At 36.9% G+C, this 23,133-nt stretch carries 13 protein-coding genes; 3 read left to right on the top strand and 10 right to left on the bottom strand.

All coding sequences use genetic code 11. From position 1 onward, the window contains the following. Positions 1-96: 96 nt before the first annotated feature. Both SB689_RS00625 and SB689_RS00630 read right to left on the bottom strand, forming a co-directional pair. Positions 97-792, bottom strand: coding sequence for a LytR/AlgR family response regulator transcription factor (locus tag SB689_RS00625; protein WP_410690159.1), 696 nt, complete (start codon positions 790-792; stop codon positions 97-99). Between the two features lie 66 nt (positions 793-858). After that, complete coding sequence (locus tag SB689_RS00630) at positions 859-1,332, bottom strand: Dps family protein (RefSeq protein WP_410690160.1); 474 nt, start codon at positions 1,330-1,332, stop codon at positions 859-861. A gap of 500 nt (positions 1,333-1,832) precedes the next feature. Between SB689_RS00630 and SB689_RS00635 the strand changes: the two genes are divergently transcribed. Further along, a complete protein-coding gene (locus SB689_RS00635) occupies positions 1,833-2,105 on the top strand; it encodes a bacteriocin-like protein (protein ID WP_410690161.1) in 273 nt (90 codons plus the stop codon). 46 nt (positions 2,106-2,151) lie between these two features. On the opposite strand, the gene SB689_RS00640 is transcribed toward SB689_RS00635, so the two are convergent. The 8 genes from SB689_RS00640 to SB689_RS00675 all read right to left on the bottom strand — a co-directional run bounded on the left by SB689_RS00640 (position 2,152) and on the right by SB689_RS00675 (position 20,020). Further along, entirely contained in the window at positions 2,152-2,718 is a 567-nt protein-coding gene (locus SB689_RS00640; protein ID WP_410690162.1) for a hypothetical protein, read from the bottom strand. Beyond that, entirely contained in the window at positions 2,715-3,962 is a 1,248-nt protein-coding gene (locus tag SB689_RS00645) for a condensation domain-containing protein (RefSeq protein ID WP_410690163.1), read from the bottom strand. Before SB689_RS00645 ends, SB689_RS00640 begins: the two co-directional genes overlap by 4 nt. Continuing rightward, a complete protein-coding gene (locus SB689_RS00650) occupies positions 3,959-5,224 on the bottom strand; it encodes a condensation domain-containing protein (protein WP_410690164.1) in 1,266 nt (421 codons plus the stop codon). Before SB689_RS00650 ends, SB689_RS00645 begins: the two co-directional genes overlap by 4 nt. 92 nt (positions 5,225-5,316) lie before the next feature. Then, on the bottom strand, positions 5,317-7,713 hold the full coding sequence (locus SB689_RS00655; protein WP_410690166.1) for a glycosyltransferase: 2,397 nt from the start codon (positions 7,711-7,713) through the stop codon (positions 5,317-5,319). Beyond that, positions 7,706-8,497, bottom strand: a complete 792-nt coding sequence (locus SB689_RS00660; RefSeq protein ID WP_410690167.1) for an alpha/beta fold hydrolase — start codon at positions 8,495-8,497, stop codon at positions 7,706-7,708. Before SB689_RS00660 ends, SB689_RS00655 begins: the two co-directional genes overlap by 8 nt. Continuing rightward, positions 8,488-8,787, bottom strand: a complete 300-nt coding sequence (locus tag SB689_RS00665) for an acyl carrier protein (protein WP_410690168.1) — start codon at positions 8,785-8,787, stop codon at positions 8,488-8,490. The genes SB689_RS00660 and SB689_RS00665 overlap by 10 nt, the downstream gene beginning before the upstream one ends. Continuing rightward, positions 8,775-13,010 (bottom strand): beta-ketoacyl synthase N-terminal-like domain-containing protein, encoded by a 4,236-nt coding sequence (locus SB689_RS00670; RefSeq protein ID WP_410690169.1) that lies wholly within the window; start codon positions 13,008-13,010, stop codon positions 8,775-8,777. The genes SB689_RS00665 and SB689_RS00670 overlap by 13 nt, the downstream gene beginning before the upstream one ends. A 20-nt stretch (positions 13,011-13,030) precedes the next feature. Next, positions 13,031-20,020 carry an SDR family NAD(P)-dependent oxidoreductase gene (locus SB689_RS00675; protein ID WP_410690170.1) on the bottom strand — a complete coding sequence of 2,330 codons (6,990 nt, stop codon included), beginning with the start codon at positions 20,018-20,020 and terminating at the stop codon, positions 13,031-13,033. Between the two features lie 931 nt (positions 20,021-20,951). Between SB689_RS00675 and egtD the strand changes: the two genes are divergently transcribed. Together egtD and egtB are read left to right on the top strand one after the other, a co-directional pair. Further along, on the top strand, positions 20,952-21,935 hold the full coding sequence (egtD, locus tag SB689_RS00680; protein ID WP_410690172.1) for an L-histidine N(alpha)-methyltransferase: 984 nt from the start codon (positions 20,952-20,954) through the stop codon (positions 21,933-21,935). A 20-nt stretch (positions 21,936-21,955) separates the two neighbouring features. Then, on the top strand, positions 21,956-23,128 hold the full coding sequence (egtB, locus tag SB689_RS00685; RefSeq protein ID WP_410690173.1) for an ergothioneine biosynthesis protein EgtB: 1,173 nt from the start codon (positions 21,956-21,958) through the stop codon (positions 23,126-23,128). Positions 23,129-23,133: the final 5 nt, after the last annotated feature.

The raw sequence follows: 23,133 nt of genomic DNA on the forward strand, positions 1-23,133 counted from the left end.
TATAGAAAATGTATTGATCATAATTAAATAGTAATAACGATTGATGGCTTGTTCAATCAAATTTAGAATTCAGAATCAAAAAGGTAAATAATGGTTTTAAAAAACATTCATTCTTGTGTTGAGTGCTTTTCGGTAAGCATCGGCCACGGGAATAAATTTACCGTTGATCATAATTCCGCCATCCTGAAGGGTATCAATTTTTCCGACTGCAATAATATAGGAGCGATGAACTCTTATAAAATGGTCTTTTGGTAAGCGTTCTTCCGCAGACTTCATGGTTCCGTGTATGGCAAACATTTTTTCTTTGGTATAAAATTTTACGTAATCGCCCATTGCTTCGGCATAAAAAATATCATCCAGCTTCAATCTTCTTGTAATATTTGAATCTCTGACGAATAAAAACTCATCTTTATTCACCTGAATATTCTCTTTTTTACTCTCAAAAATTGCCTGTGCTTTACTCATTGCCTGCAAAAACCTTGCGGGAGTGATTGGTTTTAGGATATAATCGGCAATATTCAATTCAAAAGCCTCCAAGGCATATTCTTTATTTGAAGACGTAAAAATGATGATGGTATCCTTGCCTGAAAGAGTTTTCGTTAATTCAATTCCCGTCATTTCAGGCATTTCGATATCCAAAAATATCAGATCTACCGGATTGGTCTGTAAATAATGGTAAGCTTCAATAGCATTAGAGTATTCGTTTACGATGGTAAGATCCGGAATCTGTTTTGCGAGATGAGCCAAAGTCGTTCTTGCTATATCATTGTCATCAACGATCAAAGCTTTCATGATAGTAAGTTTATAGTTTACACAAATATACTTATTCCTTTTTATTTTTTCCTTTGGCTTTTAATTTTATCTGAAGTAAGAACGGATCATCCAAGCCATTTCTTCATGAGTTTCCATCAGGCCTGTAATAAAATCACTGGTTCCGAAATCTTTGTATTCCTCTGCAAAAGGAGTGATGTTTCCTCTAAGAAATTCAATGATACTTTCGTGATCGCTCAATAGATCTTTCATGAAGCCTAAACCGTCATTTGTTCTGTTGCTGTATTCTGTAAGATGGGTAAGTTCCAGATAGATTTTCATTGTTGCAGGAGCGTAATGTCCGATTTTACGCATGCGTTCGGCAACGCTATCAATCAACTCATCCAATTGTTTGTACTGATTTTCAAAGAAGATATGCATCGCATGAAAATTATCACCCGTAACGTTCCAGTGTGCATTTCTTGTTTTGGTATACAATACAAATTCATCAGCTAATAGTTTGGATAATTGTTCTGCAACTGCTTCAGTGTTTTTTTCTGTGATACCAATTTTTGCTTTCATAATAATAAGGTTTAAAGTTTTTTAAGCAATAGTGCTTGTTTTATGATGTAAAGGTCTGGAACAATCTTTCTGAAATTGTTTCATTTTCGGTGAACAGGCAAAAACAGTCGGTGAATGAAAGGTAAAATTCTTCGAATTATGACTCTAAAAAATATATTTAAACTGAGAATTTGTGAAATCTATGCGGAAAAAGGAAATTTATTCTTACAAATAAGGCTTTAATACTAGGAATAAGATGAAAAATGATGTTTATAGTTTAATTTTTAGAAACGATTATGTGAATAAAGTGATATTGTGGAAAAGTATTTTATTAATCTTAAAATTTAGTTAATATTCATTAAATGAAATGATTATGCTAGGAATTGAATATGTATCAATAATCAATTATGTTAATCGAATATTAAATAATAAAAATATTTAATTATTTTTTTCAAAATTATTTGAGTGTATTATAATTATTCATATATTCGTGAAGTATTAATCAAATAAATATTTAATTCATGAAAAACTTAAAAAAATTAAACAGAAACGAATTGAAAACAATTTCTGGTAACGGACTACTTGATAACATCGGAGGCTTAGTTGGAGGTCTAGGTGGAGCAGTTGGCGGTGCAATTGGTGGCGTTGGCGGAGTAGTAGGTGGTGTTGTTGGAAGTGTTGGTGGTGCAGTAGGTGGTTTAGGTGGTGTTGTAAGCGGTACATTGTGTCAAGTACAGTGTGCGGTTAACGGCGTAATTCACATTCAACTTCTTGCTTGCGGATCTACTTGTTAAGATAGTCTGTATTATAAGGTATACCGCTCTTTTTAGAGCGGTTTTTTTATGGGTTAAAATTTTTTTCAGTCATATCAGAAGTAATAATATTCATAGGTTTATACAAATGTCTTTTTAGTTTTATAATGGGAAGATAGGTGAAAAGAATTGAGAGTAAACCCGCCAAAATCCCAACAACAATGGCCATCGCAGTGGCATCAAGTTTATAATATTTGGATAGGGCCAATTGTGCAAATAGTAAACTTGAAAAAACCAATAATCCTGTTATAATCCCGTGCAAAATACTCAGTTTGGTCATCATTTTTTTTAAATTAAGTTGATCATCAACGGCAAATTCAATAGCATTTTGACCGGCGGCATCGGTTACTCTTTTTATAATGTCAATTGTAAGAACTACAGGTAAAAATATCGCCATCGGCAACGTTAATCGAGCCAGACATTGACTTCCTGCAAAAAAATGAGTGTAACCCAATTCATTAAAACTCGCATAAGCAATAATGAAATTAAAAAACACATTCGGGAGGACATAAATAATCATCCGCTTCCTGAGAAAACGATTCAGCGTGGTTTTTTTGATAGGTTTTGGTGGAGCCTTTTTTATTTTAAATTTCATGAAGTCAACAGTTCAATAGCTTTATCTTTTATTTTTATTGCTTCTTCTTTTGGGAGAAAATTTTCATTAGACATGAAGGTAAAATCCATTTCCTGATTATAAGTCGTTGTAACCAAAGTGTTTGAATTCAACCACGGAAAAGCAACAGTCGGACTGAAAATGGTTTCAACCTTAAAATTTTTATACGCATTCGGAATATCAATTCTTCCCATGTTGGATAAAGTAATATCATGACCACCTTTGCTTGATTTTAACATTGAAATCATGCGATCAACGACAGGATGCATATTTTCGCCCATCCACAAAAGTTCTCTTGCTTCCATTTTTTCAATTTTTTGAAGAAGTTCTTTTTTAATGTGTCTGGAGTTTTCAAATAAATCCTGATTTCCTTTTTTCATTGACAGTTCAACAGTCGGAGCAAACGCAAAAATATGATCCTGTTTAATTTCCGGAATAAAATGACGAACATCCACCGGACTGATCACTTTTCCTTTCGCATTTTTACCCTGAACCTCTTGAAAAGCCTGCATAAAAGCCGAACACAGCAAAGAATGAACAGAAATTTCATTCGCTTTACATCTTTCAACTATTTGTTTTGAAACAATGACGTCCAATTTTCGGTGAAGTGCGTAATTTTTTCCTTGATTCCTGTTTTTGCTTTTTAATTGAATTAAAAAGAACAGTTTTGCCATCATTAAATAAAATCTGGCTTTTCGTTTCTTCTTTTTTAAATTAAAATCAGTAGGCAGAAAATCATTAACAGAATCAAAGCCTTCGTAAGAATTTAAATCAGCGTTAGGGTCGTCCAGCAAAGCTAAAAGTTCACGTATCAAAGTAACGCCCGTTGTTCCGTCACACAGGCAATGAGGCATTACCCAAAGAAGTTCGGATGTCTTTTCTCCTTTCACCCAAACGAGCTGAGCCATTGGTTTTTTCTTATCCTCAAAAATTCTGTACCATTCATTTTCAGATTCTGAAAGCCAATCCTGATCGGTTTTTCTTTCAACAATGCGAAGCGGAATCGGCGAAATCTCTTTTTCTTCAACAAAAAAAGGATATTTTGCACTTTTATGATCAATTGAAACCCTCAACAAAGGATGTTTCTGCTGAATTTTATCTAAAGCAATTTTGAAATTCTCTTCCAGAATTTCACCGTTGATTCTTGCGGTGTAAACAACATTTAAAGGTGTTTCAGAATCAACATACATGATTCTTTCTACCAACATTAATTTGCGTTTCATCATGATATGGCTAAAGATTGTAGTTGTTTTATGGTTTTAATTACCTCATCACGAATCGACAATGCCTCAGCATAAGGCAAATAACCTTCGCTTCCCATGAAAGCAAAATCCATTTCTCCACGGAAAGTAGAAGTTACCATCGTCGTCGTATTTCCCAAAGGCCCGATGACGGACGGACTGAAAATATTTTCCAGGGTAAACTCTTTGTATTCATGAGCAATCGGGATTCGTCCCAAGTTAGAAAACATACAGTCGTTGGAAGATTTTCCGTTCTTCAATAATTTGGTGAAATTCGTCAGCGCATCATGAGCAGATTCCATCACCATCATCGTGATGTATGGATTGAGCTTTGATGTTTTTTTCTCTACAGATTCCTGCATCAGTTTTAAATTTTCTTCAAAACCAAATTTCTTGTTTAAAGAAACCACAATCATCAATCCAAAAGCGAAAATATGATCGGTCTTTATCTGATTGGCAAAACGACGGATATCCACGGGACAAGAAACTTTATTAAATGCTTTTTCTTTCCTGATTTTTTCAAATGCCTTTAAAACCGTAGCACACAGAAAAGTATTGACTGTCACTTTCTGAGATTTACAGTAAGAAATCAATTCCTGACTTGTCTCTTTATCGAATCTCCAGTTGAGTAAATAATCGCTTTGTCGGTCAGTTGTTTTTTTATTGACAGGAATGACTTTGATGGCTGTTGCCGCCAGTCTTCCAATCATTTTTGCTTTAAATTTTTGTCCGCTGCTGTTCAGGATTTTGCTTGGAACAACATCGTGAATTCCCAAAATGGGATGTTCAATACCAATATCGTAATTCGGATTGTCCAGTAATTTTAAAAATTCGTCCAGAACAGCCATTGCAGAGCCTCCATCACATAAACAATGGTGGAACACAAACATCATATCTGAGGTTTCTTCGCCTTTGATCCAGACAAATCGCATAAGCGGTTGTTCTTTGTAATTGAATAGTTTATACCACTCTTTTTTTGATTCTTCCAACCAGTCGTTTTCTTCTTTTTTAGCTAAAATTCGAATTGGAATTTTTACTTTTTCTGAAACTTCAAACCACGGAGTATTTTTTTCATCATGATGAATGACAGCCTTTAACCAAGGATGTTTTTCCTGAATTTTTTCCAAAGCATGCTGAATATCTTTCAATACAAATGTTCCCTTTAATCTAAAAGGAATTACGGTGTTGAAAGGTTCTGTTCCGTCGCCAAGCAACATTCTCTCACCAAATAACAATCTTCTTTTCATATGTAATTGTTTATTGTTTTTTAATGGTCATATGGAATCGCTTATCATTATTAGTCTTTGTTTCTAAATTAGTTAAGAGCGATTTCATAGGCTTACACAGGAACTAAAGTGGATTGTTCAACAAAATTTTCCAGCAATTCAACCGCACGATCATTTCCCCCTGCATTAATTAAACTCGATTGAACTTCTTTGGCTGCATTTCTGTACGTTGGGTTTTCCAATAGTTCAAAAACAGTCTGACGAAGGGCATCTACACGTAATCTTTTATATCGAATGCTAATTCCGCAACCTGCTTTTTCAATCAGTTTTGCAATATGAAAATGGTCGTAAGCAATTGGTGTAATCAGCATCGGTAATCCGTTGGTAAACGTATCATTCACGGTATTGAAACCGCCATGACAAATCACAGCATCCATGTGCGGCATCAATGCTGATTGTGGAACAAAGCTACTCACAATAAAGTTCGATGGCCATTCCTCAAAAATTTCCGGTGGAGTAGCAGCGATTACCGTTACAGGCTGATCTGCAAACGCAGCAATTACTTTTTCGAAAAATGCTTTTCGGATATCTACCAATAATGTTCCCAACGAAACAAATATTTTCGGAGTTGTCGAAGCATTTAATTTATCCCAGTCAAAAGGTGCAGGATTTGGACGACCTTTTACAGGCCCTACGAATTTCATGTGCGTTGGAACTTCTTCAAAATCCGCAAATTTTTGAGAAGTAAAAATTAAATTCAAATGATGAGAATGAATGAAAATTCCGTCATCTTCAATTCCGACTTCTTGTTGAAGCTGTTTGATTAAATTCTGCTGCCATTCGAAAATTTTCGGAGCACTGTTTTCGGTATCGCCCATCACATCGGGTGGAACAGGTGTTGTTGTCACACACGGAATATTATTTTTATGAGCAAAAAGCGCTCCTCCGAAAGTGATACAATCGTTCACAATAACATCAGGCTGCCATTCTTTGGTCAATGTTTCCAAACCAGGCATCATCATTTTAGCGAAAGGAACGTAGGTTTCTTCCAAAGCCAGTTTCATCACTTCTGGACCTGAACAGGCAGGACCATCATCCTGTCTTTTTAAAATTTTTGCAATTTCATCCTGATACGGAATTAAATCCTGTTCAGGATAAAAATAACTTCCGCCTTCCGGAATATGTTTGTTGTCTAAAGGCGTAATTCCGAACCATTTTACTTCATGACCACGGGCAATTAAACTCGCTCCAACACTCAAAGTTGGACTGATATGTCCAAAAAATGGGGGAACAACAAATAAAAATTTAGACTTCGGTTTTTCCATAATTGAATTTGAAATGGCATTTTCTAATAAATTGGCTGCTGTTGCGCTTCCTCCAGCTTCGATGAAAGATTCGCGGACAATTTCGGCTGCTTTTTTATATTCAGGATTGGTTAAAATATTCTGTACGGCTTCGTTTAAATGATGAGCTTTAAACCGGTTGAAATTCAGACGTTCACCCGCTCCGGTACGCACAACACGTCCTGCAACATGCGACTGGTCATACGCAATCGGAATCACCACCAACGGCAAACCATTTGATAACGTTTCGGAAACCGTATTGTGACCGCCATGAGAAACAACGCCATCCAAATGAGGTAACAAATCCAACTGAGGAACTTGCTGGTACACCATGAAATTCTCCGGCCATTCTTCAAAAAGCTGAGGGTCTGAAACTACAACAACCGTTAAGTTTTCATCTTTAAAAGCATCAACAACCTTTTGGAAAAATGCTTTTTTATGTTCGTGATCGAAAGTTGTTCCGATGCTTACTAAAATCTTTTTTCTTGGAGTGTTGTTGAATTTCTCCCAATCAAATTCACTGGAAACACGACGTTCCGTAAGAACCGGACCTGTAAATTGGAAATTCGATTCCAAATCCATTTCGCCAAAGAAATATTGTGATGTTAAAACTAACGTCAATAAATCCGAACAATCTAATGCGCGGTTCTCTTCAACACCCAATTCCTGCTGTAAAGCGATGATTTGTTTTTCTTCCCACTCATGAACTTTCGGTAGTTCACTCATGATTTTAATCGCAGCCGGAGCGGTAACTGTTGTAGCATAAGGCAAACCTAATTTTTTCGCAGCAATGGAAGCCGCAAATAATTGATGGTCGCCAATCACCAAATTGGGTTGATAAGCTTTTAACAAAGGAATAATCCCGTTATAGCAATGTCTGTTTAAAGGAATCAGCACATCTTCGTACAGAAATTTGATGCTGTCGATTCCGTAAACGACTTTTTTAGAAATAATATCGAGATAGTTTTCGCTTTCTCTTTTTTCTTCGTCCGTCTGGTCGTACTGAATCAATAATAATTCTCCGCCTTCCGGAAGTTTATGTTGTAATTGTTGGTCGAGACTTATCCATGCAACCTGGTGTCCTCTTTCCAGAAGAGTGGCACCGATGCTTAGTGTGGGATTGACATGACCAGTTAAGGGTGGAACTATAAATACAAATTTAGCCATGGTTTTGTGATAAGGTTTTTAATGATTTTGATAAAAAATGGGCGATGGTTTCCGCAATTAAAACAGGTTCCTGAATCGGGATGTTGTGATCTCCATGAATTAATTGTAATTCAGAATTTCCGATTTGAGTATTCAGCCATTCTCCTGTCGGTCTGCAGTTGGAATCTTCACCATACATCAGCATTGTCGAAGGTTTTAATTCCGAAAAATCAACTTCGCTCAGGAAATGTTTTTCTTTAATCATATCCGCTTTAATGCTGGTCTGATTAAACAGAAATTCATACATACGATGATTTTTTTCCATCTGTCTTTTGCCCATTTGTACTTTCGTGGTGTCGGTAAAATTGGCTACATAATGTTCCAGAAACTCTTTGCTGTATTCATCAATAATATTTCTTGCTTTTTCGTCCTGAGGGTCTGGAGCTTCGATAACAACCAGCTGCTCAATGCGATTGGGAGCTTTTAAAGCGGTTTTTAAAGAAATTAATCCCCCAAAACTGTAACCGACAAGATGTGCTTTTTCAATATGTAAAGCATCCATTAAAGCCAGAACATCGGAAGACATATTTTCCAGATCGTAACCGTCTGTAAAACGTTCGCTCATGCCGTGACTTTTCAAATCAAACATCACAACATGGAAGTGTTTTGCCAGAATCGGAGCAATATTAAAATAATAAGTAGACAGGTTGCTGAACATCCCGTGGATCAGTACCACAGTTTGTTCAGCACCTTTGTTGAGTTCCTGAATATGAACCTTTTTATCGTTAACAGAGATTATTGGCATTCGTAGATGTAATTGATAATCATACTTAAATCAAGGTTAATCAACTCGTCCAAATCCATTGAAGACAGCCATCCTGTAAAGTCGATCTGGTCGCCAAAATGCTCTTTGATTTTTTCTGAAAATGAAACGATTTCGATGCTGTCCATTTCCAGATCTTTCGTAAAAGAACTTTCAGGCGTAATGTCCATTTCCTCTACAAATTCTTCACCGATAACTTCTGTGATGAAACCTTTTAAAAGAGTGAATAATTCTTCGTGATTTAATTTTGCTGTAGTGTTTATAGTGTCCATCCTATGATATAATTTTTATGTTTAATTGTTTTGATTTCTGTTTGATTGATCCATAAAGAATCTTCTGTTATTTTCTCAACTTCGAAATTTTTCGGATTTCCTTTTAGTCCTGTTCCTACGAATTTTCCGTAGGCTTCTTTGGCTACCCAGAATTTGGTTGTCCATTCTGCCTGATCTTTTCCTTTTAATAATACTAATTCGTTATCGGTAAAGACCAAATCATAGAATCCTGAACTTCTTTCTTCCATGATTTCCATATCGATTCCGACAGGTTTTCCGCTTTTTGCAATTCCGACGGCATCTTTTCCTTTATGTGCTAAAGAAATGTGAATATCCTTCGTGGAATCTCCAATTAAGAACGGTTTTCCAACCTCATCTTTCCCAACTTCAAAAGTAATGGGGAAGCAAGGGTGATTTTTTTCCTTTTTAAGAAGATTTCTCACTGCATCTTTCACTGCAACACGGCTTACCATATAATTTTTTCTCTTGTTGGGAAGTAAGGTTTGGTGATGCTGTTTTTCGGTCTGATTGAAATATCTTTTCAGAATAAAATCCCACGATGCCACTCTGGTATACGCCTGATGGAAGAAAAATACTTCAGGCGCAATTTCCTCCGAGAGACGGTTGTGTAAAGGCGACATCGAAACATTCCAAAGCGCGGCATCGATTTCCAGACGGCGGTTTTGCCAGCCTGAAATTTTGCACCAGACTTTTCCGTTTTGGGTTAAAAGAATATCACCGATCGCAAATTCGTCATTCATTTCAGTCAGACTGCAGGTACATTCGAAAATACCGTCCTGATCCTGTAAATCTCCAAAAAATTCAATGTCTTTGATTTTTACAGGGAAAGCAATTCTGTCTTTTGTTAAGGTTAATTGCAGCCAAAGTCCAAATAACTGTCCTGCATTATCCAACAACGAACCTTTTCCGCCGTTTCCTTTGATTTTTCCGATAATTCCTTTCGTTCCGACCTTTGAAACTTCTGTAATTCCCTGATATTTTTCACCGTGAAACATGTGCATTTCATACACTTCTTCGGGAGTTCGTTCGATGGGTAATATTTCTCCGATGGAAAGATTGAAGGTAGGATTTGGTCTTGCTGTTGAGGTTAATAAAACTTCAGCATTTGCAAAATTTTCAATATCCAAATACGCATGATTGGTCGATTTCCATTCTCCTTTTACTGTTTTTTCGAAAGGTTTTGCTACATTCATCCATTGAAAAACGCTTACATTCATGATTTTATGAATCTGGCTTCCTTCAATTTCTGCCTGTGCGATTTCCGCTAGCTGTTCGAAAATCATCGTCATCGGAATCACAGGTTCCATATCGGCAACTTCTGTCCAGTCTTTTGGCTGTCTCAATAAGCTGTGGTCGATGAGGTAAGGGTGAGTTTCCAACGTTACGTATAATGTTTTCTCAAAATTCTTGCTTATCGGAGCCTGAGCTTTTGGCAACACAACATTCGGAATTGAAACTTTCGGACGATCCTGAAATAAAGTCAAAACTTCTTCCTGCATTTTGATCATGTCCGAAATATTATCCTGAAATGCCTGAACCAACGGATGTCCTGTTTTTGCAACGGTCGCAGTAGCTTTTTGCTTCGGCGTATCGATTGATTTGGCTAAATTTTTAATCTCTGCAAAATCACGGATAATGGGTGAACCTAATTCCAGTTTAATGCCTTTTCCGGATGATTTTTTGGCTTGATTTTGAATATCTAAAAAGTCCAAAGCGACTGTTTTTCCTTCCACGAATAACGCCGCAACGACTCTCTGAAATTGAGCCAATGCAGAACGCGTCGCAACACTGGAAGCAATGGTACTGAAAGCTTTTCCTTTCAATGTATCATCAATAAATCCAATTAAACCGCCTGTTCCGATCTGAATGAAAAATCTTGCGCCTTCTTCGTATAATTTGTCCGTCAGCTCACGGAAACGAACGGGTTCTACAAGATGTTCTGCACTCAGTTTTCTGATCGCGTCCTGATCAGCCGGATAGGGTTCCAAAGTCGTTGCCGACCATAACGGAATTTTCGTCTGCTGAAACTGTGCTTTTTCCATTCCTGCCAAAATCACATCTAATTTATCAGCGATAAAAGGCGAGTGAAATCCTGATTGGAAGGGCAGTATCTGATGAAAGATCTGTTTTGATTTTAAAACTGGAACCAATTCCTCCAAAGCCGAATTACTTCCACAAAGAATCACCTGATTTGGGCAATTGTCATTAGAAATATAAACATTCTGAATTTCTTCAATAATAGGTTTAATGATTTCAATTCCGGCTCCGATGGCGATAAATTTAGAATCTTTTAACTCAAAAGTTTCAGGATTTAAAACATCAATGAGAGCTTTTACAGAATTTACTTCTGCCAATTCAGAAGAGTAGCCCGCGAGCCATTCTCCCAAACTGTGTCCTGCATTCATATCGGGAATAATTCCCAGTTTCTTTAATGAATTATCGAGAATACTGCAGTTATTGAAGATATTTAAAGCGTCATTTAACAATCCTTCGCCTTCCGTTTCAATCGGTGCGTTGATGTTGAAATAACGGCTTACACTTTCTACTTCACCTTTCGCTAATCCATCTAATCCGGGAAAAACAAAAGCTACTTTTTCTCCGTTTTGCAATAGAGGAGTATTGGTGTACCAAATATCCTGTTTGTTGCGCCACGGATTATTTTTAGCAACAATTTTAGTCGCTTTTTCAATTCTCGCAGGAGTTGGTTCGAAAATCGCGACTCGGAAATTTCCTTCTCCTATCGTTGTTTCATTATTTTGTAAAGCGGTTAATAATTCTTTATGCGTGGGTCTGGCCAAGATTAAAACTTTATCTTTTTTAGGCATATCATAGCCTTCCAATACCACATGTGCATTGATTCCTCCGAATCCGAAAGCATTCACCGCCGCTACTTTTGGTAAGCCTGTTTTCGACCAGTTTTTTGCTTCCTGAACAGGTTCGAATCTTGTTTTCTGCATTTCCGAAGTCGGATTTTCGCAATACAATGTCGGTGGCAATGTATCGTGATGCAAAGCCAGACAAGTTTTAATTAAACCGGCAATTCCAGCAGCAGGCATTGCGTGACCGATATTCGATTTTACAGAACCGATTCCGGCAATTTTACCCCCTTCTTCTTTTCCGAAAAACTGAGCTAAAGTCTGCAATTCGGTCTTGTCACCAAGTGGCGTTCCTGTTCCGTGAGCTTCTAAATAACCGATTTGATTTTCATCTAAATCTGCATTAGCCCAAGCCTGTTGTAGAGCCTTCAATTGACCTTTTACCGCAGGGCTCATCACACTGGTTCCGTTTCCGTCACTGCTGATTCCGACGCCTTTAATGACCGCATAAATTTTATCCTGATCACGAACGGCATCTTCCAATCTTTTTAAAACGACAAAACCACAGCCTTCACCAATCAATAACCCATCTGCATCACTGCTGAAAGGCTTGATTTGTTGTTGACGGGACATGGCACCCAATTGAGCAAAAATACTCCAAAAAGCAGCGTTTTGTCCGGTGTGAACGCCTCCTGCAATCATAATATCAGAACGACCTCGTTGAAGTTCCTGAACAGCATGATCAACGGCTAATAAAGCACTTGCGCAGGCTGCGTCAACGGTAAAAGCGGCGCCTCCCAAATTGAATCGGTTGGCTACCAATGAAGCTACTAAATTTGGGATTAATCCCATGGCAGTATCGGCTGCGAAACGACCTTTTCTTTCCTGAAAAGCGTGTTTCACTTTTTCGATATCGGCAGAAGAAACTTCGGGTAACAATTCTTTTAATAAGGAAGAAATTTGTTCCCCAGTTCTTACAATTTCGATAGCACGGGTAGCGCCCGGCCCTGTGTAATTTCCTTTCCCGATGATGATTCCTGTTTTTTCGAGCGAAATATTTTTCTTGAAAATTCCGGCATCGTCTAAGGCTTTTTGAACCAAATCCAGCGTTAATAAATGATCGGGTTCAGTTCCTTCAACAGCCAATGGTAAAATTCCGAAAGCTGTTGGATCGAATTCATAATCAGAGATAAATCCACCACGCTGACAATAAAAACGGTCAACCGGATTCGTACTGTCACTGAAATGAACAGGATCGATTCGGTCGGCTGGAGCCAGCTGGGTAGAATCTACTTTATTGACAATATTTTGCCAAAAAGTATCGGCGTCCTGCGCCCCCGGAAAGACGCAGGACAGACCAATTACTGCAACATCTGTTTTTTTCATATATTCAATTAAAACAGAGATTACCAGTTAGTTCCAGACATGATTAATACCTGACTTTCAGTTCCGTATTTTATTTCGTTCAGGAAAATTTCCTTGCCTTGTTCCAATGGAATTAAAGAAATTCCTCTTCTTTCATATTCTGTTTCCAGGGTTGCTGAAACCATTCCGGCTCCTTTCCAAGGCCCCCAGTTGATGGAGATTACTTTTCCTTTTAATTTTTTATTTAAAGCATTCGCATAATCGTCTAAAACTGAGTTTGCGGCTGCGTAGTCGGTTTGACCTTTATTTCCGTACACTGAAGCGATGCTTGAAAATAGCACCACAAACTGACAATCCGTACGAAGCTGTTCTGCCAATACACGAAGCGGTTTCACTTTAGTATCGAAAACACGTCCGAAAGAACTTGTTGTTTTTTGTTTGAATAATTTATCTTCCAATAATCCGGCACCGTGAATAACGCCGTCTAAACGATTGTATTTTTCGTAAATAGAATTAATTAATTCAGACAAACCATTTTCATCGCAAAGGTCTAATGACTGGTAAACAATTGTATTTCCCAATTGCTCCATATCACGGATGGTGCGCAGAATCTGGTTATTTTTGAAAACTTTTATCGTTTCTTTTTCGATTTCAGAAGGCGAAGTGAATGTTCCGGATTTGATAAGATAGGCTCTTATTTCTTCCTTGGTTTTCATGACTTCTAATTCTCTATTTGTTGCCTGATTTCTAGGGTCTTCGGATCTTCCCACCAAAATATACGTACAAGGATAGGCCTGTGACATATGTTTTGCGAGTTCGGACGTAATTCCCTGTGCACCTCCAAGAACCAAAACAACAGAATCTTTATCGAGTTGAATTTGTGCTTCACTCAGACCAGTTGATAACGGCGATGGAATAATATCCACTTTATGTCTCTGATCATTTTTATAAATTACTTCAGAAGGTTTATCGGTTGATAAAATTTCTTTTAAAGCAATTTCTGCGATCTGATCGATTTGTTGAGGAGAAGTTAAGCTGATCAGTCTGCAATTCGTCTGTTCAAATTCACGAGCCAGACTTTTGAAAAGTCCCGGATGTCCTTTATAATGACGCAAAAGAGTAGTGTCCGTCAGTTCCTGAACATGAGCCGGAGTATCGGAAATCAAATAGATCCATTTTGCTTTATCAAGATCCATTTTTTTGATTAAATCAACGTGATCGATGATATTGTGCTTTACAGAAGATGAAAACAGATCAAGGATAATTAATCCGTCAAAATCCGACAGATCTTTGTCTGTATCTACCAGTTCTGCAATCGCGCCATGTTTTTCAAGCTCTTTTTTGATAGCTAATGTCTGATTGCTTTCATTTTGAGTGATGGCAAAACGTTTTCCCTGTAATATTTCATTATTTTCAATTAACGAAACGTTAGTGGGAGTCAAGTCGAAACGAAGACGCGACAAAGAGCTTTGCTCAGGTTCTGGCGTGCTGTTTCCGCTCATTTCGTTGATCCATGAAGCCAGTCCGTTCAATGTTTTGATCGCAGCTAACTTTTCCATTAAATCATCTGCCTGTTCCATATCGCCACCGAAACCGATTTTTGTTTTAAGATCACCGATAATTTCCATACGTTTGATGGAATCGATGCTTAAATCTGCTTCTAAATCAAGGTCTAACCCTAACATTTCTTTCGGATAACCCGTTTTATCACTTACGATATTTAAAATAGCCGTTTGAAGGTCTTCAAGAGAAAATCCAGCTTGTGCTTGAGAAGTTGAAGCCTGAGTTTCGATAACTCCAACTTTTTCTGTTGTATTTGATGCGCCTGAATATTCTGTTAACCAAGAAACTAAACCACTTAATGTTTTAATTCCGGCTAATTGTTCCATAATAGTATCTTCATTGGCATTATTTGAGGAGAAAGAACCTAACTCAGCTTTCAGAGTACCGATGATTTCAACTCTTTTAATGGAATCAATACTTAAATCAGCTTCCAAGTCCATTTCCATCCCCAACATTTCGTGAGGATAGCCTGTTTTATCACTTACAACCTGAAGCAATAATGTTTTGATATCCTTTGTTGGAGCTTGTTTTACCGGGATGATAATCGTTTTTTCAACACCGTCATTTAAAGGAGCAGAAATGATTGGCGCATGGCTGTTTGAATGAGCCGGAACTTGTGAAACATAAACAGGAGCAGGGCTTACTTGAGGATTTTGTCCCAAGAACGTAAGCATTACATCGCGTTGCGCCTGTATCATAAGTTGCATGCTGTTTAAATATTCCTGCAACATACGTTCAGTATTAGATTGAGATTCAATCACAGGAGCTTGGTTATTTGTAAAGTTGTTCATTTGAATTGGAGTTATGATTGGTAATGCACCATTGGCAGGCAATGATCCGTTTGTTGGATGTGCAGCTTGTCCGTTTACACGCCAGATGGCAGGACTTTTCTTGTATAATTCAGGTTGATCGATTTGAATTAACTGAACATTACGACCTTCGAAAAGTTTAGCAATATTAAAATGACGACCCGTCCCTAAATATTGAGCCAACATAGAAAGTAGATAAGTCAATTTATTCCCATTACTGTCTTCTACCGATAGCGTTAAATGTTCTTTATCCAAACAAGATTTGGTTAATCCTGCTAACACTTTACCAGGGCCAACTTCGATAAAGATTCTTGCGCCGTCTTCGTACATTGCTTGAAGCTCTTCTACAAATCTTACAGGCTGTACCAAATGGTTGGTTAACCTTTCTTTTATTTCTGAAACTGAGGTCGGATAGGTTGTGGCTGTTGTATTCGACCAAACCGGAATCTGCATTTCTTCGAAAGAAATATCTTGTAAAACGGTTTGGTATAAATTTTTAGATTTAGCCAATAACGGACTGTGGAAGGCACATGCAACTTCCAGTTTTTTAGCAGAAATACGTTCCTGTTTAAGGATTTCCATTAATTTGTTGATCGCTTCTGTACTTCCTGCTACCACACATTGCGTTGGTGCATTGTAATTGACAGGATAGCAACCTTCAACGGTATCTAAAATAGGCTGTAGATTTTCTCTTGTTGAGCTTACTGCGATCATTGTTCCGTGATCACCGCCTTCTACTGAGTCTAAAATGGATTGCGCTCTCTTGATACTTAAATCAACTAATTTTTCTTCTTCAAAAACGCCTGCAAAACATAAAGCAGGCAATTCGCCATAACTGTGACCCGCCAACATATCCGGAACAATCCCAATAGATTGTAGAAGTTTTGCTAAGGCAAGATCAACAATTCCCACAAGAGGTTGTGCTAATCGGGTATCTTTAATGGTTTCTTTTTGCTGTTTTAATGTTGCTTCGTTAAAAGTGGTTGAAGGGAAAACTACTTTTTCCAATTCAGGATATGAATTGATTAGTTTTCGCATTTCAGGAAAAGCAACGAACAGATCACGAGCCATGTTGATTCTCTGGCTGCCTTGTCCAGGGAATAAAAATGCTACTTTACCGTCTTTTTTACTAACAGTGAAAGTGTCTTTGCTTTCAATTCCGGAAAGTGCCAGTTCGATATTCATCATCAAATGTTCGGTGGTGTCTGCAACAATGCTTAACTGAACTTGTTTTTCTGAGCTAACGGCTAAACTGTAAGCAATATTCTTTAATGAAATAGTATCGTTTACTTCAAGTAAAGATTTAATTTGATTTAATTGAATCTTAGCCTCATCATACGTATCTCCACGGAATACAAATAATTCCGAAGGCCAAGATTGCAATACCGCAGAATCGTCTTGTTTAGGATGATTGGCAATGACAGCGTGGAAATTAGTTCCCCCAAATCCAAAAGCACTGATTCCTGCATAACGGTTTTTCTCACTCCATAATCCACTTTCCGAGTAGAAAGCAAACGGACTGGTTTGAACATTATAATAAGCATTAGGTTGTTGTAAATGAAGGGTAGGAGGTTTTACTCCGTGATAAACTGCTAAAGAAGCTTTAATTAATCCTGCTAATCCGGCAGCACATTTTGTATGTCCGATCTGAGTTTTAACTGAACCTAAATGCGTCTGTCCCGGCAATGCACCTGAACGGCTGAATAAATTAGTAAGAGCACTTAATTCGGTTTTATCTCCAACAACAGTTCCTGTACCATGAGCTTCAACCAATCCAACAGAAGAAGGACTAATACCAGCTTGGGCGTATGCGCGCTCCAAAGCTCTTACCTGACCGATTTTTCTCGGAGCAGTAAGACCTAAAGCTTTACCATCACTAGATCCTCCAACTCCTTTAATGACAGAGTAAATACGGTCACCATCGCGTACCGCATCATCATATCGTTTTAAAACTATGATGGCAACGCCTTCACCAAGGGCAATTCCGTCTGCATCACTGTCGAAGGTTGCACATCTTCCTTTTCTGGAAAGGGCATGAGTGCTGGAGAACATGAGATAATCATTGATTCCGTTATGTAAATCTGCTCCGCCCGCAAGAACCATGTCTGATTTATTTAAGATCAATTCCTGACATGCCAATTCAAGAGCTGCCAAAGAAGAAGCACACGCGGCATCTACGGTATAATTTCTTCCGCCTAAATCTAAACGGTTGGTAATTCTTCCTGCGATAACATTTGCTAAAATACCAGGGAAAGAATCTTCTGTGGTATGCGGAAATGCTTCTTTAACTTCTTGATGAAGCTCTCCGAAAACCTGTTTATAAAATCCTCTGAAACTGTAGCTGTTGGCAAGGTCATTTCCACCTTCGGCACCAATAATTACAGAAATATTTTCTCTGTTTGTATGTTTGTCACCGTAGCCTGCATTTTCCATTGCACGTTTGGCAACCAATAAGGTTAACAATTGAGTAGGTTCAATGGAAGCAAGAGACTGTGGTGGAATTCCAAATTCTAAAGGATCGAAATCAATTTTAGGAATAAATCCGCCCCATTTTGAGTGTGATACATCTGATTCATTGGAGTCCGGGTGATAATATAGTTCTTTATTCCATCTTTCGTCCGGAACTTCTGTTACGCTGTCTTTTCCTAAAATAATATTACGCCAATATTCTTCTAAATTTTTTGCATCAGGGAAAATACATTCCATACCAACAATGGCAATATCCAATGCTTTTTCGTTGGATGTCGGCTCTTCCGGTAATGCGGCGTTTTGAATATATTGATGATTATCTATGCTTACATTTTGATGAAGTTCATCAAGAGTGATAACTTTTTCATGCATGGTAGCAACCTGTCCGATCATGTACATGCCTAAATCCAGTTGCTCTTCTTTAGGAATGGTAACCAAATGATCGCCTTGACGTTCTACACCTTTTGCTGCAATTCTTAATCGACCTACATTTAATTTTTCGAGCTTTTCCCAAACCTCTTTTTTATCTGTTCCGGCTGCGATCAGTTTTGCTTTTTCATTATTAAAATGTTGAGCAAATGTAGTGTCTAAACATCTGGTTTCGTGCCCAGGAGCAGTTTCTAATAAAACGGTTTCTTCTGCCTGTAAAGCCTGTACCTGGAATTCTTCCTGAATGGCTCCACAAGTAACTGCTTCTTGAGTATATAGATAAGCCGTTCCTATTAATACGCCAACTTTTACACCTCTTGCTGCTAATGGAGCCGCCATGATGGAAACGAAAGCTGTAGAAAAATCATTATGAATCCCTCCTGCAAAAAATACGCTGATGTTTTCAGGATGTTCTTCTTTTAAAATACGTTCTATTTGTTTTTCCCAAAGAACGGTACTTGAAAGTGGACCCACATGGCCGCCGCATTCACGACCTTCGAAGATGAAGTTAGTGGCACCTTCTTTCAGGAAAATATCTAATAAAGCGGGAGAAGGAACATGTAAAAATGTTTTTATTCCTGCTTTTTCAAATACTTTTGCTTGGGCTGGCCTTCCTCCAGCAATCAATACAACGGGAGGTTTAGCTTCTAATATATAAGATGTTTGTTCTTCTCTTAATTCCTGAGGGGCAAATCCTAAAATTCCCACACCCCATGTTTTTTCGCCTGCTAATTTTTTAGTATCCATTACCAAGGCTTTTGCCTGTTGACCTTTTAATAAAGATAAAGCAACAAAAGGTAAAGCACCTGCTTCTGCAACAGCATTGGCAAATGCCGGAACATCACTCACACGGGTCATTGGTCCTTGAGCAATCGGATATTTTAAACCTAAATCTTTAGCCAAAATATTATCTTGAGCAATAATCTGAAGGGCTTTTGCTTGTCTCAAATGGCCGTACATTGCTTCTTTAAATCCAAAAACCATTTTCTTTAGATTTTTGAAATCTTCATACAAGTCTGTTGCCAATGAAATGTCCTGACCCATTGGGATATAACTCTTAGTGATATCAAGATCTGTAAAGTATTTTTTTAGATCTTCAGCGGTTGTATTTTCAGGTAATGCAGGAGAGTTAGGTCTCACCAATACGCGATGATTGGCGATGATTTTAGTTTCTGTTCCATTGAGTTTTGAACAGAGATCTTTGATGTCTTTTGGAACGGAACTTTCCGGGAATAAAGCAAGTTGACTATCCAGTACAATTCCGGTTGCTCCCAACGCTTTTACCGCTGCTGCAGTATGAAGTCCGATTCCTCCTTGTACCCAAACAGGAATGTTTTTGATTTCTTTAATGATGCGTTGAAACAAGATAAAAGTTGATTCGTAGCCGACAAGCCCGCCCGCTTCATTTCCTTTTATGATAATTCCTTTTGCTCCTGATTGTTCGGCTTGTCTGGCTTCCTGTAAGCTGGTTACCTGATAAATAATTGATACTTCTGAGTTGGAATTGAACGTAGATCCAAACGGAAGAATTGCAAATTTCACCTTCTCTGATAGTTGAATTGAGGTAAGTTTATCATTAGAAAAGCAAATACCATAAGAAGGTATATCTGCCTGTTCAAGCTGATTTAGTGCTTGCTGTGCGGTCGTTAATTCGTGCCCTAAACTTAGGATGGGAAATGCACCTGCCTGATGCATTGCAAGCATTAGGTTGGCATCCGGTTTTTCAAAAGGCGTTAGTCCAAAAATGGTTAAGTTTTTCATTGTGTTGATATATTGAAATGGTAGCAGATTTTACATAGTAAAACGTTAAAAATTCAGGTCTTTAAAAACAGTTTTTGCTGTGCTAAAGTAAAGTGTCTGATTATTATATTTTTAAATATTATGTTAATTTAACAGTGATATTTTAATACGGAGAATGTTAAAATTGCTATCAACCAAGAGGTTGTTGCATACGAGGTTGTTTTCAGGTCTTATAAAAGAAATTAATCCAAAGTTTTTCATTTCGTTGATGTTTATTGAATGTTAACAATATGCTTCATGACAAGACGCGTATACTTTGAGTATAAAAAGCGTTTGTCTTTTACGACAGAATAAAAAGTTCAACTCCTGTTTTATTTTTAATAAAATAGATAATTTAATATTAATTCTTAAATAAGAACTTGAAATTATCTAAATACTGTTAAAATCAGTTATTTATATTTTTATTCTCAAAAAAAAGCGGATACAATCGGTATAATTACATAATTATAATCGTTTATAATTGTGTAATGTTGAACAAATATATAAATAAAATAATAAAATATTTCATTTAATGGAGATTTGTTTTTTTATGTTACATAAATATAATCTACCAATAAGTAAGAGTTAATAAATTGCAAAAATCTATATGGAATTGTTATCTTTTATAAGTCAAAAGGTTATAATTTCAAATTTTAAAGTAAAAGATCAATGCAGAATAGTTATTTATTAATTAAAATTCAATTAATAAAATGATTAAAAAGTTTTTTAAGGTAAATAATTGACTGAAAATTCTATGCAATATTGTATGATTTGATCTAAAACAACCACTGTTTTTTAATAAATTAGGCTTATATTTAATCTGGTAATATTGTAGAGGAGTGTAAATTTTATTAAGAGTGATGTTGACGGCAAGATAGTTGTAGTTACCTAAAAACCACACAAAATATAAAATATGAACTTAAGGTTACATACAGATTCTCAGGTAGAAAATGATCATATAGATGGTTTTCGGTCTGATGTCTTAGAAGGCTTACAAGGCAACCCTAAAAAGTTATCTTCAAAATATTTTTACAATAAAAAAGGAGATCATCTTTTTCAGAAAATTATGGCAATGCCGGAATATTATCTCACAAAATCTGAGTTGGATATATTCAAAAATAAAACGGCAGATCTCGCGAATTTAATTACTCCTGACAACGAGCCTTTTGATTTAATTGAATTGGGAGCAGGTGACGCCATGAAATCTACTTTTTTACTTAAATATCTCGTAGAAAAAGGAACCGATTTTAGCTATATGCCGATTGATATTTCAGGAAATATTCTTTCGATATTAAATGAAAAATTGAGCCAGGAAATTCCGACTTTAAATATCCTTCCATTGGAAGGAGAGTATTTTGAAATGCTTCAAAAAGCAGCTTCTTTATCTTCCCGAAGAAAGGTTATTTTATTTTTAGGAAGCAATATCGGAAATATGAGTCTTGAAGAAGCTGAAAATTTCTGTAAAGATTTAAACCAAAATTTAGCTTCAAATGATGTCGTTTTAATAGGTTTTGATTTAAAGAAAAATCCTCACACTATTTTAAACGCTTATAACGATAAAGAAGGCATCACCGCCGCATTTAATCTTAATCTTTTGACTCGTATTAATACTGAGCTTGATGCAGATTTTGATTTGAAAGAATTTCAGCATTATCAAACTTACGATCCGGTAAGTGGAGCCTGTAAAAGCTATTTGGTAAGCTTAAAAGATCAAAATGTAACCATTGGAAATGACTTAATTTCATTTAAAGAAAACGAACTCATCGATATGGAAATTTCACAAAAATTTTCACCCGAAAAAATACAGGAATTGAGTGAAAAATCCGGTTTTAAAATGATCGGAGAAATTAAAGATTCCAAAAAATGGTTTGTAGATACCGTCTGGCAAGTAAAATAACGAACTAAAAGCTAAAAAACATGACACCAAATACCATCACAACAGATTTATTAAAAAAATATACAGATATTCGCAAGCATTCTGAGGAAATATGCGCGCCTTTGGAAATCGAAGATTACGTCGTACAGCCTATTGTAGACGTTAGTCCACCCAAATGGCATCTTGGTCACACGACTTGGTTTTTCGAAACTTTTATACTTCAACCCAATTTTCCGGATTATAAAGTTTTCGATGCTCAGTATAATTTTGTTTTTAATAGTTATTATGAAACGATAGGAGCGAGGGTGATTCGTACCGATCGTGGAAATTTGAGCCGTCCGTCTGTTTCTGATATTTATAAGTATCGAAAATATGTTGATGAGCATATGGAAGCTTTTCTTCAAAGTGCATTTATGACGGAAGCTGTTGAGCCTTTGTTGGAGCTTGGACTTAATCACGAACAGCAACATCAGGAATTATTAATAACTGATATTAAGTATATTTTAGGTCACAATCCACTTTTTCCACCTTATAAAAAAGAGAATATTGCTAAAAAAGAACATTCAGAACATGTAGAAATGCTCAGTTTTTCAGAAGGAATTTATGAAATTGGCTTTCAAGGAAAAGGTTTCTGTTTTGATAATGAATTAGGAAGACACAAAGTTTTTCTGAATGATTTTGAAATTAGTAATCAGCTAGTTACTAATCAAGAATATTTACAATTTATAGAAGCAGGAGGATATTCCGATTTTAAACACTGGCACGCCGAAGGTTGGGATTGGGTGAAACAAAATCATGCAAAATCCCCATTATATTGGCATTTTATTGATGATAAATGGATGCATTATATTTTAAATGGTTTGCGGGAATTAGACCTTAATGAAGCAGTTTGTCACATCAATTTCTTTGAAGCCTCAGCTTTTGCATCTTGGAAAGGAATGCGTTTGCCAACCGAAGCAGAATGGGAAATAGCTTCCAATCATTTCAATTGGGGTAGTCGTTGGGAATGGACAAATTCTGCTTACTTACCTTATCCTGATTTTAAAAAAGAAGCAGGTGCAGTTGGCGAATACAACGGAAAATTTATGGTCAATCAAATGGTTTTACGTGGTGCTTCCGAAGCGACGCCTTTGGGACACAGCCGAAATACATACCGTAATTTTTTCCAGACCAGTTTACAATGGCAGTTCACGGGAATCAGACTTGCCCAATAATTTTT

It is taken from the genome of Chryseobacterium sp. SIMBA_038, from assembly GCF_046535115.1.
GTDB lineage: Bacteria > Bacteroidota > Bacteroidia > Flavobacteriales > Weeksellaceae > Chryseobacterium.